The organism is Teredinibacter turnerae T7901 (assembly GCF_000023025.1).
GTDB classification, from domain to species: Bacteria; Pseudomonadota; Gammaproteobacteria; order Pseudomonadales; family Cellvibrionaceae; genus Teredinibacter; species Teredinibacter turnerae_B.
On record NC_012997.1, the window covers coordinates 1,409,252 to 1,425,255 of the forward strand.

Here is a 16,004-nt window from a genome sequence, read left to right on the forward strand (position 1 = left end):
GCCTCATCGTGTTCGGTGGTTTTTGGCGGGTAACTCGATGAGTCTAGGTGAGAGGGCCGTTGCTGAATAATAGAAAAATACGATAGGGAAAATTTAATTCGCTTTTATTTTAATTTCAACTTAAGTGTCGGTTGTTTATTTCTTTGTGGTAGAAATGGCTCTAGTGCGCGGGTGGTTGTTAATTTTTGGCAGGGATTGTTGGGGAGGTATTAGAGGCGCGCTGCGGTCAACAAAACCGCAACGCTGGTTAAACAAGTGTCACCAGATGCTAGTGTGAAGACGCCTAATACTTGGGATCGTACTGCTGAGCACGCACGTGGTCGGCAAAATCCAACGCGAGAGGGGCGGGTAAATACCCGGCTTTCTCTGCTGTTTTCGCCACAGCGACGGCAATTTTTGCGGAGACTTCGCGAATATCGGTAAGCGGAGGATACAAACAGCCTGCATCAATTTGCGTTTGCTCAACACAGGCGGCCAGGCACTCCGCAGCACTTATTAACATATCATCGTTAATTCGGGTTGCTCCGCTCAACAGCACGCCAAGGCCTAAACCGGGGAAAATATAGGCGTTGTTCCCCTGTCCGGGAATGAATGTCGTGCCCTTGTATTCAACTGCTGAAAATGGGCTACCGCTGGCAAAAATGGCTTTGCCGTCGCTCCACTCGTAGGCTTGCTTAGCCGTACATTCGGCGTTTGCTGTGGGGTTGGACAGTGCGAAAATCGCGGGCCGCTGGTGAATTGCGCACAGTGCTTTTACCATTGACTCCGTAATAATTCCGGGGCGACCACTGGCACCAATTAAAACGTCAGGTTTGAACGCTTCCAAGGCGGCAGCGGCGTCCATCGCCGGTAAATCTGCTGCGAAGGGGCGCGCGTGGTCGGTGAGCTGATCGCGGCTGCGGACGATCAGCCCCTTACTGTCGTTAAATACCAGTTGTGAGCGCGCCTGGGTTTCGCTGATACCTTCCCGCTGCATAGCTTTGACTAGCAGTTCGCCGATACCCGTCGCCGCCGAGCCTGCACCTAAAAACATAAAGCGCATATCGCTGATACGTTTGCCATTGATACGGGTGGCCGCAAGCAAACCGGCGAGGGCCACAGAAGCGGTGCCTTGAATATCGTCATTGAAGCAGAGCTGCTTGTCGCGATAGCGCTCGAGCAGGGCGATGGCATTCGGGGTGGCGAAGTCTTCAAATTGCAGCAGCGCCTGGGGGAATACGTCCTGCACGGCTTGACAAAATTCGGCCATAAATGCGTCATATGCTTCACCGCGAATGCGTCCTTCCCGCACACCGAGATAAAATGGGTCGGTGCGAAGCGCTTCGTTTTCGGTACCAAGGTCGACCATTATCGGCAGGCAGTGGGCGGGGTCGATACCCGCACAGGCACAATAGAGCGTGAGCTTACCGATGGGAATGCCCATGCCGTTACTGCCGAGATCTCCCAGCCCCAGAATGCGCTCACCGTCGGAGACGACAATTAACCGGACGTCTTTTTCCGGCCAATTGCCAAGGGCATTGGCAATATTGCCGCGATCCTGCCAGGAAATATAGCAGCCGTGGGTCTCGCGGAAATTAATCGCAAACTCCTGACACGCCTGGCCCACTGTGGGCGTGTACACCAGCGGCATCATCTCTTCGATATTTTCAAGCAGAATACGGTAAAAAACCCGTTCATTCCGCTTTTGCAGGGCGGTGAGGAACAGGTATTTATCGATGTGGCGGGTTTTATTTCGCAAGTTAAGTAACGAGCGTTGCATCTGTTGTTCTTGGGTGCTGACCACGGGCGGCAAGAGGCCCGTCAAGCCGTAATCTTCGCGTTCTTGAAGTGTGAAAGCGGTGCCTTTGTTGAAGCGGGGGTTGGTGAGGAGGTCCAGACCAGTCAGTTTCATGAAAATCGGTGCTCACTTAGTATTGAGGGCAAATAGAAAGATGGCAGCAATCGCAGACAGAAGTTAACGCACCGCTGACGGAACGTTTTTCTGCCGCGTTCTTTGCGTGCAGGTGACCTCAACTATAGCGAAGTTCATGCCCTGCGTCGTTGGAATAGGTCAATCTAATAAGATGCCAGTAGGGTTAAGCACCGGCTTCAGATTGCTTGAGCTGACTGAGTTTGAACTTAAATTTCTGCCGCTCTTCCTGCGTTTGCATGCGCTGCATACCGATTTGCAGTTGGCGTTTACCCATGCGGGTGTCGCCGTTGGCAAAGTATGCCCGTGCTAATGCCAGGTAAAAATCGGCTTCTTCAGGTTTGAGGGCAATCGCCCGTTTAAGTTTCTGGATAGCTTCGGAGATCTGTTGTTCAGCGAGGTCGGATTTTGCCAGCTTCGCCAGGTAGTATGGGTTGCGGCGACTGTAGCGTTCCACTCGCGCGGCTATTTTTTCCGCCCGCTCGTGCTGGCCAGTTTCCCGGTAGAGAATATAAATATTATTCAGGATAGAAAGGTTGTCTTTATCGATTTTTAAGCCTTTCTCGTAAGCGTGTTGCGCCAGGTCGTTGTAGCCGTTCATTTTGTATACCACGCCGAGGTTTGACCATGCGTAGGCGACACGTTCATCTGTTGTTATCGCTTTTCGCAGGTAGGCGATGGCTGTCGAAGGGTTGCCATTTTGGGCCGCTTCAGTACCGAGATTGTTGTAGTACTCGGCCAGGGCTCTCGAATCGGCAACTGTGCGTGACCGCATGTGTTGTGATTCGTCTGCGCTCACAATGTTACTGAACTCAACCGTCACTTTATGACCAGGGATCGCAACCGCCACATTGATATGGCCGGGTACAATATTGAATTTTTCGTTCGGCACCCATTCGCGAGGAATGGATACCAATTGGAATCGTGCATCCAGGCCAACATAACGGGCCGCAGCCAGGTAGAGACTGGCGTGCGACAAGCAGTTACCGCGTCTGGTGATGAAGGTTTGCTGGGCGGTGTGCGTAATACTGTCATCGTAAACAATGCCGAGCGCTTCTTTGCCGAAAAGCAGTGTGTGCAACGCAAAAGCGCGGGCACGCATATCTCTGACGATCGCAATTTTTTCGTCCAGCACGGCTCGTACCTGCTCATCAATCTCAAGGAGATTGGCCTCTGGCACGTCCGGGATTGTGGTGAGATCGAGGCCTCCTTCCTGCGTGCTACTGAAGCCCGCGCGGGCGCAGAACAAAAGAATAACGACCAGGATCAGTCGAGGCAGAAATGGGCGGTGCGCAAACATAGATACCTCGCTTGTAAAAGCATGGCGGCTAGTGGCGCTTGCGGGCCGGTTGGGCTGTAAATACCCAAGTTAGCATCGCGCTTTGTGCTTGTTGTAGCGATCTGCGGGCAAGTTGCCAACAGACTATCGCGCCTCTGACCGCAGGTGTGCAGAGTCATACCGGGTTACTTCAAGCATAGGGGCTTGCGCGCATAAATAACAGAAATTAACGCTAATGCCGATTGCGCGTGATCAACTGATCCTGCGGAACCCGCCTACGACTATTCGTGTTGCTTGCTGCAGGTGGGGAAACCGCTCGCGGTCTGTTTACCGCGTGCGGGAACGGTTCTTGCCATAGCTATGAAAATAGCCCTTAGTTGGTACTAAAGCGCCAAAAACCTGGCGCGGTATTGGTGAAGACGTACGCATGGCAGAACCGTTTTTTTCTCATCTCCGTTCTCTCCCGAGCACCCTGACACGCGATTCCGCGCTCCAGGGGGTGCGCGGAGTCAGCCGCAGCAACCTGAGTATTCCGATCCTGCTGTTGATGTTGCTCGGCATGATGACGCTGCCGCTGCCAGCGTTTTTACTGGACGTATTTTTCTCGTTCAATATCGCGCTCTCCATTGTTGTTTTGCTGGTGGGTGTTTACACCCTTCGGCCCCTGGATTTCGCTGTCTTCCCTACGATTTTGCTGGTTGCCACACTGTTGCGATTGGCGCTTAACGTAGCGTCAACCCGGGTGGTACTGCTCAATGGTCACGAAGGTGGTGACGCCGCGGGCAAGGTGATTCAGGCATTTGGCGAGGTGGTGATTGGCGGTAACTACGCAGTCGGTCTGGTGGTGTTCATCATTCTGATGATTATCAACTTCGTGGTGGTAACCAAGGGTGCGGGCCGAATATCTGAAGTGAGCGCTCGCTTTACGTTGGACGCCATGCCCGGTAAGCAAATGGCGATCGATGCGGATTTGAACGCAGGCCTTATTGATCAGGATGAAGCGCGAACCCGGCGCGCCGACGTCGCCGCCGAAGCCGACTTTTACGGTGCGATGGACGGTGCCAGCAAGTTTGTTCGCGGCGATGCGGTAGCGGGTATTTTGATTCTTGTGATCAATATTATCGGCGGCCTTGCGGTAGGTATGGCACAGCACGATCTCGAGTTTATGGAAGCACTGGAAAAGTATGTGCTGCTGACCATCGGTGACGGCCTGGTTGCTCAGATTCCATCACTGCTGCTTTCGACCGCCACCGCCATTATGGTGACGCGCGTCAACAGCTCGGAAGACATGAATCGCCAGGTGCTGTCGCAAATGTTCGACTCTCCTCGCGCGATGGCGGTTGCTGCCTTTATTTTATTCGTGATGGGCGTGGTACCTGGAATGCCACATGTACCGTTCCTCAGCTTGGCGATTGTATGTGGGCTGCTCGCCTACTACATCCACTTCAAACATCAGCAGGTCGAGGTGGTTGAGGAAGGGGGATTCAGCCAGCGCAACAGCGGGGTGCCGAAATCCTCGGGCTCGCCCGCAGGTGCTGGGCAAGTGCCTTCTGCGTCTTTGCCCGCGCCAGACCGGCCCGCTTCGCAGGAGCCAACCGAGGTGAGTTGGGACGACGTTACGCCGGTGGATATTATTGGCCTCGAAGTGGGTTACCGCTTGATTCCTCTGGTGGATAAAAATCAAAGTGGCGAACTCTTAGGCCGGATCAAAGGGGTTCGCAAAAAGCTGTCACAGGAAATGGGCTTTCTGATTCCTGCGGTACATATTCGCGATAACCTGGATTTGCTGCCAAGCGCATATCGGATCACCTTAATGGGGGTGACGGTCGGCGAGGGGGAAGTTTACCCGGATAGGTACATGGCGATTAACCCCGGGCAGGTGTTTGGCCGACTCGACGGCACCAAAACCCGCGACCCGGCCTTTGGCCTGGAAGCAGTCTGGGTCGATGAATCCCACCGCGATCAGGCGCAAACCCTGGGTTACACGGTGGTAGATGCGGCGACTGTGGCCGCCACCCATTTAAACCAGATAATCCAGCAGCACATCCACGAGCTAATCGGCCATGAAGACGTACAGAAGTGGCTCGATCTGCTGGCCGAAAAATCGCCCAAACTCGTGGAGGAGCTTGTTCCGAATACCATCAGCATTAACCAGCTGCTTAAAGTATTGCAGTCTCTTCTGCGCGAGCATGTCCCCATTCGCGATATGCGAACCATCGCCGAAGCGCTGGCCGCACACGGCAATAAAAACATGGATACCAACACGCTCACGGCCGCCGCCCGGGCGTCACTCGCGCGTCAGATCGTGCAGAGCATTGTCGGTCAGGACGCAAACCTACCGGTTATCACCCTGGATCCCGCATTGGAACAGTTGTTGCTCCAGTCGGTCCAGCAGGCACAAAAATCTGGCGCTGATGACGGCGCCCTACTAGAGCCGCAACTGGCGGAACGTTTGAACAACGCGCTGGTGAGCGCCGCCAAAAACCAGGAAGCCGCCGGAAAACCCATAGTACTGCTGGTAGCCGTGCCTCTGCGTTCGATGATGGCGCAATTTGTTCGCTTCAATATTCCGCAAATGCGGGTGCTGGCGTACAACGAAGTCTCCGACAACAAGGCCTTGAGTATTGATGCCAGTGTGGGCGGGGAAGTTTTAGGTAATTGATTTTATTGAGTTTATTTCAGGAGACTGAATCATGGCCGCGCAAGATCGAGCCCAGGTAAAACGTTTTGTCGCCCCAACTATGCGGCGTGCACTGGATCTGGTGGGTGCTGAGATGGGACCGGAAGCGGTGATTCTGTCCAGCCGCAAGGTGCCTGAAGGTGTGGAGGTGATCACTGCAGTTGAACCGGATCTGCCCACCAGCGAAATAGGTGCGCGACGTGATTTTGGTCGACATTTTGACGCTGAGCTGGATACCGCCATGACGAGCGATGCCGCCTGGCAAACTCATGCCGGAATCGAGCAAGCTGCGGCCAAGAGCGGCGCGCGGGTCGAAATGAACGAGCCATCCATCTCGGCCTCGCGCAGTGAAGAACTGGCCCGTGAAATAGAGTTTGCGCGCGAGCGTATGCTGGATGCCAAGCGGCGGGCAAAAGCGTCTGAGGCACCAGCGCCACGAGCACAGCCGCCAGCGCAAACAACTATCCCCGCCCAAGCATCACAGTCCGAAGCACCACAGGCAATGCGACACCCTGACACCCGCACACGGGCGTACCCAGACTTCGCTTCGCCAGACACGCAAGTGCAGGCCGAATTTGGCGACTCCCGCAGCCGCGCTGGTACCGCTCAGGATGACGCCCGCCTGGAGCAGCTGCAGAGTGATATTGCTGATATGCGCATGCTCATCGAGCAGCAAATGTGGCAGATGGCCCGTCGGCCGGAAGTGTCAATGCCTGGGCAGGTACAGATGCCTGGCCGCTATTCCGTTATTAATGATCGCCTTGCCCGCCTCGGCCTGCCCGATGCGTTGGCCGATCGCCTGCTGGAAAGCGCAGGCCAGCAAAGCAGCATGAGTAAAACCTGGCGTCAGTGTATGGCGCATCTCTCAAGGCAATTGCCGATCGCGGGCCAGGATCTGGTCCAGCAGGGCGGTGTGTTTGCCTTTGTTGGCCAAACCGGGGTAGGTAAGACCACGACCATTGCCAAGCTCGCTGCCCGCTATGTGTTGGATCACGGCCCCGGCAAAGTTGCGTTAATCACCACAGATACCTACCGGGTGGGTGCCTACGATCAACTGCGTTCGCTGGGCCGCATTCTCAATGTGCCAGTGCGTGCGGTGGATGCGGAGCACAGCCTGCTGCGGGTATTGGCTTCTCTCAAGCAGTTTCCGTTGATTCTGATCGATACGGCTGGTTTTCGTCACGGCGATCCGCTGCTAAAGGAACAGTTACGCAAACTGGATAGCTGTCCGGCGGTGAAACGTGTGCTTGTACTGGCCTGCAACAGTCAGCGCCAGACCATGACCGCCAGTACCCACGCGTATGCCAGTCGTCAGGGAATTGACGCCTGCGTACTGACCAAACTGGATGAAGCGGCGAGCCTGGGCGAGGCCTTGAGCGTGTTGGTTGAGCGTCAGCTACCAGTGGCTTACACCACGAATGGCCAGGAGATACCGCGCGATATTGCCCGTGCGTCGGCACATCAACTGGTTGCCTCTGCGGTGGCGCTGTTGCGCGCAGAGGGCGAAGAGTACACGAGTCAGACCGGTGGCTAAGGCCGCCGGGCGTACTGGCTATCGTCATCTATACTTGTTGGAGCATAAATCCGATGAACCGGGTTATAAATCTAGCCCCTCACACATCCCGCCGGGAAAGAGAAATTATGAGTGCCAAGAATCCGATTAAAGTCATCGCTGTCACTGGCGGCAAGGGTGGCGTCGGTAAGACCAATCTGTCTGTTAACCTCAGTATCGGGTTGGCGGAGTTGCGTCGTCGCGTGGTGTTGATGGATGCCGACCTCGGGTTGGCGAATGTGGATGTTCTGTTGGGCTTGCAGGCACGCTATAACCTGGCTGATGTGCTCGATGGCAGCAAGTCACTGCGCGAGGTACTGCTCAACGGGCCAGGCGGAATTAAAGTGGTTCCCGCGTCCTCCGGGGTGCAGCAAATGACACACCTCTCGCCACAGGAGCACGCAGCGCTGGTGTATGCGTTTAACGATCTGAGTGATCAGCTGGATGTGTTGGTGGTCGATACCGCTGCAGGTATATCCGAAACCGTCATCAGCTTCGTGCGCGCGGCACAGGAAGTCATCGTCGTGGTGTGCGATGAACCTTCGTCGATTACCGATGCCTACGCATTGATCAAATTATTGAATGCCGAGCACGGCGTATTTCGCTTTCGTGTTATTGCCAACATGACACGTACTACGCAGGAAGGTATTAATCTTTTTAACAAGTTAAACGGCGTGTGCGAAAAATTTCTGGATGCATCGCTGCAATACCTGGGGCATGTACCCTTTGATGAAAACGTGAGAAAAGCTGTACAGAAACGCCAGCCTCTGCTTGAATTCGCCCCCCGCTGTAAAGCGGCTGCTGCGATGCGGGTGATTGCTCAAAAAATCGATCAGTGGCCAGTGCAAACAAGCGCGCGTGGTCACCTGGAATTTTTTCTAGAACGACTTGTGGCGGCCAATGGCTAGCCGCGGTTTCCAGCGATCAGTCCCCGGCGGCGATTTATGGCACTCTCCTCGGTAGGAAATCTCATGGTTTACGAACAGGCCCAGGAAGCTGCTGTTGCAATTCGGGTCGAGGATTATGTTCCCCTGGTTAAGCGGATTGCGCATCACATGATGGCGCGAATGCCGAGCCATGTGCTGGTGGATGATTTAATGCAGGCGGGCATGATTGGCCTGTTGGAGGCTGCCCAAAAATACGATGCCGGCAAAGGTGCGAGTTTTGAGACTTACGCCGGTATACGCATTCGCGGTGCGATAGTGGACGAAATGCGGCGTGGCGATTGGGCGCCGCGCAGCGTTCACCGAAATGCCAGACGCGTGTCCGAAGCCATCGGCAATGTGGAAGCGCGCTTGGGCAGGGACGCGCGGGATGGCGAGATCGCCGAAGAGTTGCAAATGTCGCTGGACGAATATCACGATATTCTCCGCGATAGCACCTCGACACGACTTTACAGCCTGGAAGAAACGTTCGAGGAAAACGAAAACCAATTTTCCCTTGGTACTGAAGGTTTGGATGAACCTGCCGAAAAGGTACAAATAGACGCCATGCGCAAAGCGCTGGCCGGGGCCATTGAGGGTCTGCCGGAAAGGGAGCAACTTGTGCTTTCGCTGTACTACGAACAGGAAATGAACTTAAAAGAAATAGGCTTGGTGCTGGGTGTATCCGAGTCGCGCATTAGCCAGATCCACAGTCAGGCGGCACTGCGCCTGAAATCGAAGCTGACCGGATGGTGATAAATCAAACAGCCATCATTTGGTCGCCAGAAAATTGTCGCTAAAACTGGCTGACTGGCAACGAGCGTCTAGAATTGTTTTTATGGTCTCTCTCTGAGATTTATTTACCCCAGCGCACGGGATATCGGAGGCTGCATTGGACAAAAATATGAAAATCCTGATCGTTGACGACTTTTCGACGATGAGGCGCATCATTAAAAATTTATTGCGGGATTTGGGTTTTACCAATACCCACGAGGCAGATGACGGCACGACCGCGCTGCCAATGTTGCGAAGTGGTGATTTTGATTTTCTGGTAACTGACTGGAACATGCCAGGCATGACCGGGATCGACTTGTTAAAAGAAGTGCGTGCTGATGCCAAACTCGCAGGCCTTCCGGTGTTGATGGTTACCGCAGAAGCGAAGCGAGATCAGATCATTGAAGCGGCCCAGGCGGGCGTCAATGGCTATGTTGTAAAACCCTTTACTGCGCAGGTGCTCAAAGAAAAAATCGATAAGATTTTTGAGCGGGTTGCGGGTTAAGCCTGAGCGGGTCGGCTGATGGATAAAACGATACAAGAGCACGACGAGCAGTTTTTGACCCAGTTGCAAGACAGCGCAACGCAACTGGTAGAACAACTGCAAGGTGACAATCTGGAGGAGGCATCTGCGTTAATTCACAGTTTGGTGGAAGCGCGGGACCGACACATATTTAAAAGCGTGGGGCAATTGACTCGCGCTTTGCACGAGGCAATCGTTAATTTCAATGTGGACGCAGATTTCGCATCGGAGCCTGTTGAGGTGAATAACTCAGAGATTCGCGATGCGACAAACCGTCTGCAATACGTCATTGAAATGACCCAGAAAGCGGCCGACAAAACCATGGATAAAGTGGAAGCTGCCGCGCCGATCGCCATGAATCTCGGCCAGGAGGCTCATCGTTTACGCGAAGAGTGGCACCGCCTGCGCCGCCGCGAGATGAGTAAAGAAGAATTCAAAGACTTGTACAGCCAGATGGGCGAGTTTCTCGACCAGATGGACGACGGTACCCAGCAGCTGAACAAAACCCTGCAAGACATTATTCTCGAGCAGGGTTATCAGGATTTAACCGGCCAGGTATTGCAGAAAGTGATTGGGCTTATCACCGATGTGGAAAATGAGCTCGTAAATCTGATGCGAATCGCCGGACAGGTGGAGCAGGTTACTGGTTTGGCAGAGGATGCGAACAAGCAAACTCGCAAGACCGACAGCGATAGCAGTCGTGGTGAAGGCCCGCAGATTCATGCCGACAAGCGTGAAGATGTGGTGTCCAACCAGGACGACGTTGACGATTTGTTATCCAGCTTGGGCTTCTAGGCCCCGATGCACTGAGGATTTATGAATGGCGTTTGGCGATGATGAAGATATCCTTCAGGACTTCTTGGTTGAAGCTGGGGAAATCATCGAGCAGCTCTCTGAGCAATTAGTAGATCTGGAACAGCGTCCGGACGACAGAGATCTGCTGAACGCAATTTTTCGCGGCTTTCACACAGTAAAAGGTGGCGCCGGGTTTTTGCAATTAAATGCGATGGTGGACTGCTGCCACGCGACAGAGAACCTGTTCGACCACTTACGTAACGGGCAACGTTCCGTTACCTCCGAGTTGATGGATGTGGTACTGCGTGCGCTGGATGCTGTGAACGAACAGTTCGCGCAAGTGTCGAGGCGCGAAGAGCCTACGCCCGCAGATCGGGAACTTATTATTGCGCTGGAAAAGCTCATCTCTGGGGAAGATCTTGGCGCAAAGGCAGCTGCACCTGCACCTGCACCTGCGCCTGAACCCGCTGGTGCTGACCCCTTCGACATCGAACCCGAGCCGGTTGCGCCGGCTCCGGCAGCGGACGCAAGCGGCGCCGATATCGATCTTACTGATGACGAATTTGAAGGGTTTCTCGATGCCATTAACGATGGCGAAGGAACTGCATCTGCGCCTCCACCAGCGCCTGCAGGAGCAGCGCCTGGCGCTGCCGTGTCTGCAGCTGGCGGAGACGAAATTAGTGAGGACGAATTTGAAGCCTTACTCGATCAATTGCACGGTTCTGGAAAAGGGCCAACCGGGGGGGGCGCTGCGGACGAGGGCTCGCCGGAACCCGTAGCACCTGCGCCTTCCGCACCAGCTGCATCAGCGAGTGGCGGCGATTCTGATGAAATCACCCCCGATGAATTTGAAAGCCTGCTGGACCAGCTTCACGGCTCCGGTAAAAGCCCAGGCGCCGCTGCGCCCAAGCATACGGATGCTAAACCCAAAGCCGCTGGCGATATTATCTCCGAAGACGAATTCGAGGACCTGCTCGACCAGCTCCACGGTGTGGGTAAAGGGCCATCGGTAACGTCCGATCGGCCAGCGGCACCGCCAACTCCGCCCGCAGCGGCTAGCGCCAAGCCCGCACCAGCACCTGCAGCGCCCAGCAGTTCGGCGGCCACACCTGCACCCAGCCGCGCTGCTCCGGTGGAGGATGTTCCACGGGAACGAGCTCCGGCTGCCGCTGCGCAAGCCAGTGCGCCCAAACCCCGGGAAGCTCAAGCTGCGCAGGCGGCCAACACCGAAACAACCGTGCGCGTGGATACCCAGCGGCTCGACGATATTATGAATATGGTGGGTGAGCTGGTATTGGTGCGCAATCGCTTGGTTCGCTTAGGCCTGGAGTCTAACGACGAGTCGATGCAAAAGGCTGTTGCCAATCTAGACGTGGTAACCGCCGATCTCCAGACCTCGGTTATGAAAACGCGCATGCAGCCGATCAAAAAGGTGTTTGGGCGTTTCCCACGCGTGGTGCGTGACCTCGCACGCAACCTTAAAAAAGAAATTAATCTGGAGCTTCAGGGCGAAGAGACAGACCTGGATAAAAACCTGGTTGAAGCCCTGGCAGACCCATTGGTGCATTTGGTTCGCAATTCTGTAGATCACGGTATTGAGTTGCCCGCAGATCGGGAAGCGAAAGGTAAGCCACGCGTAGGTAAAGTTATTCTTGCGGCGGAACAGGAAGGTGATCATATTTTGCTGTCCATCAGCGATGATGGCGGCGGCATGGACCCGGAAGTTCTTCGCTCCAAGGCGGTGGAAAAAGGGTTGTACGATGAAGATGCTGCAGCCCGCCTGACAGATACTGAAGCATTCAACTTAATATTTGCGCCCGGCTTCTCAACCAAAAAAGAAATCTCTGACGTTTCCGGTCGTGGCGTGGGTATGGATGTGGTGAAAACCAAAATTACCCAGCTAAATGGCTCGATCGAGATTGATTCAAAGATTGGAGCGGGTACGCAAATTCGTATCAAGGTACCGTTAACGCTGGCCATTATGCCAACGTTGATGATTATGTTGGGCCAGCAGACCTTCGCACTACCGCTGGTGAGCGTAAACGAAATCTTCCATATGGACCTCTCGAAGAGCAATATTGTTGACGGTCAGGAATGCATTACCATACGCGAGAAAGCCATACCTATTTTTCACTTAAAGCGCTGGCTGGTGAAAAAACACGTGACTATGGATAAACCTAAAGAAGGTCACGTTGTTATTGTTTCTGTGGGAACACAACGAGTTGGGTTTGTGGTGGACCAGCTTATCGGGCAGGAAGAAGTGGTGATTAAGCCACTGGGTAAAATGCTGCACGGTACCCCGGGGATGGCCGGGGCAACCATCACTGGCGATGGCACAATCGCCTTGATTTTGGATGTGCCGAGCATGCTGAAACGCTACGCGGGCAACGCCTAGCGCACAATAAAAATGCGTGTCGAGGATCTTCAGCGGGGGCGAGCTGCGATTAAATTGGGCGCGATTGTACGCAAAGACGCGCTAATTGTTCGCACTCGACTAAACTGCCGCATGTACAGTCTATTTGCATGATTGGGGGCTAGGCCGTTCACGTGAGTGAGTGGGCAATTCTTGACGTGCCAGGTAATGAGGATTTGTTGTGGCCTATAAGGTGCTCATCGTAGATGATTCGAGTTTTTTTCAGCATCGCTTAAAAGAAATTATTGGCGAACACCCGGACCTTGAAGTCGTGGGTATCGCGTCCAACGGCCGTGAAGCCATTGACAAGGCGAAGCAGTTGGAACCCGATATCATTTCGATGGATTATGAAATGCCATACCTAGATGGCGTGTCTGCTGTGCGCGCAATTATGGCTGAGCGCCCAGTGCCGATTGTGATGTTTTCTTCGATGACATACGAAGGCGCAACTATTACGCTGGAAGCTCTCGATGCGGGAGCGGTCGATTTTATTCCGAAAAATTTCGCGGAAGTATCGCGAAACTCAGCGATCCTAAAGAAAAAACTCCACGAGAAACTGATTGGCTTTGCCAGTAATGCCAATCCCGCGGCACGGCGTAATACGTCGGATTTAGCGGCAGAGGCCAATGAACGGTCTCAGCGCGCGAAAGAGCGTACTGCCGCCCTGCGCGCACGCATGTCTGCAAGGTCGGATGCGGCGCCCTCGTCGCCCTCTGCACCCGTAGCGCCGAGTCCGCGCCCTTCAGTCAGGCTCAAAGGCCGTGTAAAAATCGTAGCGATAGGCGCGTCTACCGGCGGGCCGGTTGCGCTGTCCGACATTATCACTAACCTGCCTGCAAATTTTCCTCTGCCACTCGTCGTGGTACAGCACATGCCGGAAAATTTCACCCGTGCATTTGCCGAGCGCCTTAATCGGCTGGCTCAGGTCAACGTTAAAGAAGCGGAGAGCGGCGATGCGTTGTTGCCTGGTCACGTTTTGATTGCGCCGGGCGGTAAGCAGATGATCGTCGACCGTGGTGGTCGCAGTGTAAAAATTATTGATGGCGATGATCGTGTTAACTACAAACCCTGTGTCGATATCACCTTTGCTTCCATCGCGTCGAACATGGGGGGAGACGCGTTGGCAATTGTGTTAACGGGTATGGGAGCTGACGGTTGCGAGGGCGCAAAACTGCTTAAGAGCAAAGGTGCAGCCATTTGGTCGCAAGATCAGGAAACCAGCGTTGTCTACGGTATGCCCGCCGCTGTTGCGCGCGCAGGCTTAAGTGATGAAGTTCTTCCTTTAGATGAAGTATGCCCCCGATTGTTAAGCGAATTTTAGCGGCGAGGGTATGGATCTACTCAGTGTACTTGGTGTTGTCATCGGGTTTGCCGCGCTACTGGGCGGTAATTTTATCGAAGGCGGCAGTTGGGGGTCGTTGGCCAACGGGCCCGCGGCACTAATCGTTATTGGTGGCACTATTGGCGCTGCCATGCTGCAAACGCCCATGGCGGGGTTGAAGCGAGCACTCTCTCTTTTTAAATGGATATTTAAACCGCCGCGCGTGCAATTTAAACAGGGTATAACCCGCGTAGTTGGCTGGGCGAAATCCGCCCGTCGCGATGGGCTTCTCGGTCTTGAAAATATCGCCGAGCGGGAACGCGATAAATTTTGCCGCAAAGGCTTACAGTTATTGGTAGATGGCAGCGAACCAGAAGTAATTCGCCACGTGCTGGAAACAGATCTCATAGTCGCCGAGCAGCGCGACAGTGAAGCTGTTCAGTTTTACGAGAGCATGGGCGGTTATGCGCCGACAATTGGCATTATCGGCGCGGTGATGGGGTTGATACATGTTATGCAGCATTTATCTAACCCGGCCGAGTTGGGGCCCGGTATAGCCATCGCTTTTGTGGCAACTATTTACGGGGTTGCGTTTGCTAATTTACTGTTGTTACCCATCGCGAATAAATTAAAAGCCTGTATTCGACAACAATCGCAATATCGTGAATTGTTGATTGAGGGCATTATCTCCATTGCCGATGGAGAGAATCCGCGCGCTATCGAAATGAAATTAAGCGGTTACCTCCACTGAGGCCGCGTTCATGATTAGACGAACGCCTGTCGAAACTAAAATTAACCATGAACGCTGGCTCGTTTCCTACGCAGACTTTGTTACCTTGCTGTTTGGTTTTTTTGTGGTGATGTATTCGGTCTCGCAAGTGAGCGAGACCAAATATCGCACACTTTCGGAAACCTTGAGCGGTGCATTTAGCGGCGCTGTGCAAACACCTCCCACGAACCTCCCACGAACAGCGCTGGTGGCGCCAGACGATCTATTGAACACTCTGAATGCGGTTTTGTCTCAGCAAATCGGCGCTGGCATGGTTACCGTAAGCGGCAACGAGGACTGGGTCGAAATCGCGGTGAAATCACAGTTGTTGTTTGCATCGGGAAGCGCTGCGCCAAGCACCGCAGCGCAGCAAATTTTTAACGAACTAGCCGATGTGTTGGCGCCGTTTGAAAATGCCATTGCGGTGAGTGGGCACACGGACAATGTTCCCATTCGCAATCAGCAATTCCAAAATAACTGGGAGTTGTCCGCCGCGCGTGCGGTGGCAGTGGTGAACCTGCTGGCATACGCAGGCGTTGCTCCTGAACGTTTGGCCGCTACTGGCTATGGAGAATTTCAGCCCGTGGCCGATAACAATTCTGCACAGGGGCGCGCAGCTAATCGACGGGTTGTGTTGCGTATTGCGCGAACGAAACGCGAGGCACCGCGGCTGTCAGCAGGTGAAGCGGTCGAGGCCTCGCCATCACCATCGCTTGCGCCAGCGTTCATACCCGAGCCCGTAAGCGAGGAATCTGAAGCCGCTCCAAATGTGCAGCGCCGACGAGCGGTGGATTCAGCGGAGGAATCTGCCGTTGATTATCGTGAAACTGCGCCGATTAAACCGGTAAAATTGAATAATGGTGGACTGCTCTTTACCAGCGACCCGGATCAGCCGCGAGGCAAGGAATAAGACAGCGTTTAGTGGCAATATTTAAATTGCAGGCACATTAATTGCCTAATCGTGAATAACGATGTGTACTGCTGTTTTTATGGCGCTTAACCAACAGGACCCGGGTATCGTCTAACAGCGCGGCGTGAGCAGGATTTAACAGTGAGCGATCGCGAG

The 16,004-nt window shown here is 54.1% G+C and carries 12 protein-coding genes; 10 read left to right on the top strand and 2 right to left on the bottom strand.

What is annotated here, in order from left to right; translation table 11 throughout:
- Nucleotides 1–283: 283 nt before the first annotated feature.
- Nucleotides 284–1,891 carry an NAD-dependent malic enzyme gene (locus TERTU_RS06015; RefSeq protein ID WP_015818621.1) on the bottom strand — a complete coding sequence of 536 codons (1,608 nt, stop codon included), beginning with the start codon at nucleotides 1,889–1,891 and terminating at the stop codon, nucleotides 284–286.
- Between the two features lie 184 nt (nucleotides 1,892–2,075).
- Nucleotides 2,076–3,209: a tetratricopeptide repeat protein gene (locus TERTU_RS06020; RefSeq protein WP_015817072.1), complete on the bottom strand. Its 1,134-nt coding sequence runs from the start codon at nucleotides 3,207–3,209 to the stop codon at nucleotides 2,076–2,078.
- A gap of 406 nt (nucleotides 3,210–3,615) precedes the next feature.
- Between TERTU_RS06020 and flhA the strand changes: the two genes are divergently transcribed.
- From flhA to TERTU_RS06070, 10 genes are all read left to right on the top strand, one after another.
- Nucleotides 3,616–5,850, top strand: coding sequence for a flagellar biosynthesis protein FlhA (gene flhA / locus TERTU_RS06025; RefSeq protein WP_015817748.1), 2,235 nt, complete (start codon nucleotides 3,616–3,618; stop codon nucleotides 5,848–5,850).
- 31 nt (nucleotides 5,851–5,881) lie between these two features.
- The gene (gene flhF, locus TERTU_RS06030; RefSeq protein ID WP_015817757.1) at nucleotides 5,882–7,402 is read left to right on the top strand and encodes a flagellar biosynthesis GTPase FlhF; all 1,521 of its coding nucleotides are present in this window, start codon (nucleotides 5,882–5,884) and stop codon (nucleotides 7,400–7,402) included.
- Nucleotides 7,403–7,509: 107 nt separating this feature from the next.
- Nucleotides 7,510–8,328 (top strand): MinD/ParA family protein, encoded by an 819-nt coding sequence (locus TERTU_RS06035; RefSeq protein WP_015819902.1) that lies wholly within the window; start codon nucleotides 7,510–7,512, stop codon nucleotides 8,326–8,328.
- A 63-nt stretch (nucleotides 8,329–8,391) separates the two neighbouring features.
- Nucleotides 8,392–9,099 carry an RNA polymerase sigma factor FliA gene (locus TERTU_RS06040; RefSeq protein ID WP_015820508.1) on the top strand — a complete coding sequence of 236 codons (708 nt, stop codon included), beginning with the start codon at nucleotides 8,392–8,394 and terminating at the stop codon, nucleotides 9,097–9,099.
- A 136-nt stretch (nucleotides 9,100–9,235) separates the two neighbouring features.
- A complete protein-coding gene (gene cheY / locus TERTU_RS06045; RefSeq protein WP_015818851.1) occupies nucleotides 9,236–9,622 on the top strand; it encodes a chemotaxis response regulator CheY in 387 nt (128 codons plus the stop codon).
- Nucleotides 9,623–9,640: 18 nt separating this feature from the next.
- The gene (locus tag TERTU_RS06050; RefSeq protein ID WP_015819165.1) at nucleotides 9,641–10,435 is read left to right on the top strand and encodes a protein phosphatase CheZ; all 795 of its coding nucleotides are present in this window, start codon (nucleotides 9,641–9,643) and stop codon (nucleotides 10,433–10,435) included.
- A 25-nt stretch (nucleotides 10,436–10,460) separates the two neighbouring features.
- Nucleotides 10,461–12,830, top strand: a complete 2,370-nt coding sequence (locus TERTU_RS06055) for a chemotaxis protein CheA (RefSeq protein WP_015820183.1) — start codon at nucleotides 10,461–10,463, stop codon at nucleotides 12,828–12,830.
- A gap of 199 nt (nucleotides 12,831–13,029) precedes the next feature.
- Entirely contained in the window at nucleotides 13,030–14,169 is a 1,140-nt protein-coding gene (locus tag TERTU_RS06060; RefSeq protein WP_015816993.1) for a protein-glutamate methylesterase/protein-glutamine glutaminase, read from the top strand.
- A gap of 10 nt (nucleotides 14,170–14,179) precedes the next feature.
- Nucleotides 14,180–14,920: a flagellar motor protein gene (locus TERTU_RS06065; protein WP_015817273.1), complete on the top strand. Its 741-nt coding sequence runs from the start codon at nucleotides 14,180–14,182 to the stop codon at nucleotides 14,918–14,920.
- Between the two features lie 10 nt (nucleotides 14,921–14,930).
- A complete protein-coding gene (locus TERTU_RS06070) occupies nucleotides 14,931–15,848 on the top strand; it encodes a flagellar motor protein MotB (protein WP_015817389.1) in 918 nt (305 codons plus the stop codon).
- Nucleotides 15,849–16,004: the final 156 nt, after the last annotated feature.

What these genes read in the sequence shown, in the direction of transcription:
- TERTU_RS06015 (WP_015818621.1), bottom strand. Translation starts at nt 1,891, where the DNA reads ATGAAACTGACTGGTCTGGACCTCCTCACCAACCCCCGCTTCAACAAA.
- TERTU_RS06020 (WP_015817072.1), bottom strand. Translation starts at nt 3,209, where the DNA reads ATGTTTGCGCACCGCCCATTTCTGCCTCGACTGATCCTGGTCGTTATT.
- flhA (WP_015817748.1), top strand. Translation starts at nt 3,616, where the DNA reads ATGGCAGAACCGTTTTTTTCTCATCTCCGTTCTCTCCCGAGCACCCTG.
- flhF (WP_015817757.1), top strand. Translation starts at nt 5,882, where the DNA reads ATGGCCGCGCAAGATCGAGCCCAGGTAAAACGTTTTGTCGCCCCAACT.
- TERTU_RS06035 (WP_015819902.1), top strand. Translation starts at nt 7,510, where the DNA reads ATGAGTGCCAAGAATCCGATTAAAGTCATCGCTGTCACTGGCGGCAAG.
- TERTU_RS06040 (WP_015820508.1), top strand. Translation starts at nt 8,392, where the DNA reads ATGGTTTACGAACAGGCCCAGGAAGCTGCTGTTGCAATTCGGGTCGAG.
- TERTU_RS06050 (WP_015819165.1), top strand. Translation starts at nt 9,641, where the DNA reads ATGGATAAAACGATACAAGAGCACGACGAGCAGTTTTTGACCCAGTTG.
- TERTU_RS06055 (WP_015820183.1), top strand. Translation starts at nt 10,461, where the DNA reads ATGGCGTTTGGCGATGATGAAGATATCCTTCAGGACTTCTTGGTTGAA.
- TERTU_RS06065 (WP_015817273.1), top strand. Translation starts at nt 14,180, where the DNA reads ATGGATCTACTCAGTGTACTTGGTGTTGTCATCGGGTTTGCCGCGCTA.
- TERTU_RS06070 (WP_015817389.1), top strand. Translation starts at nt 14,931, where the DNA reads ATGATTAGACGAACGCCTGTCGAAACTAAAATTAACCATGAACGCTGG.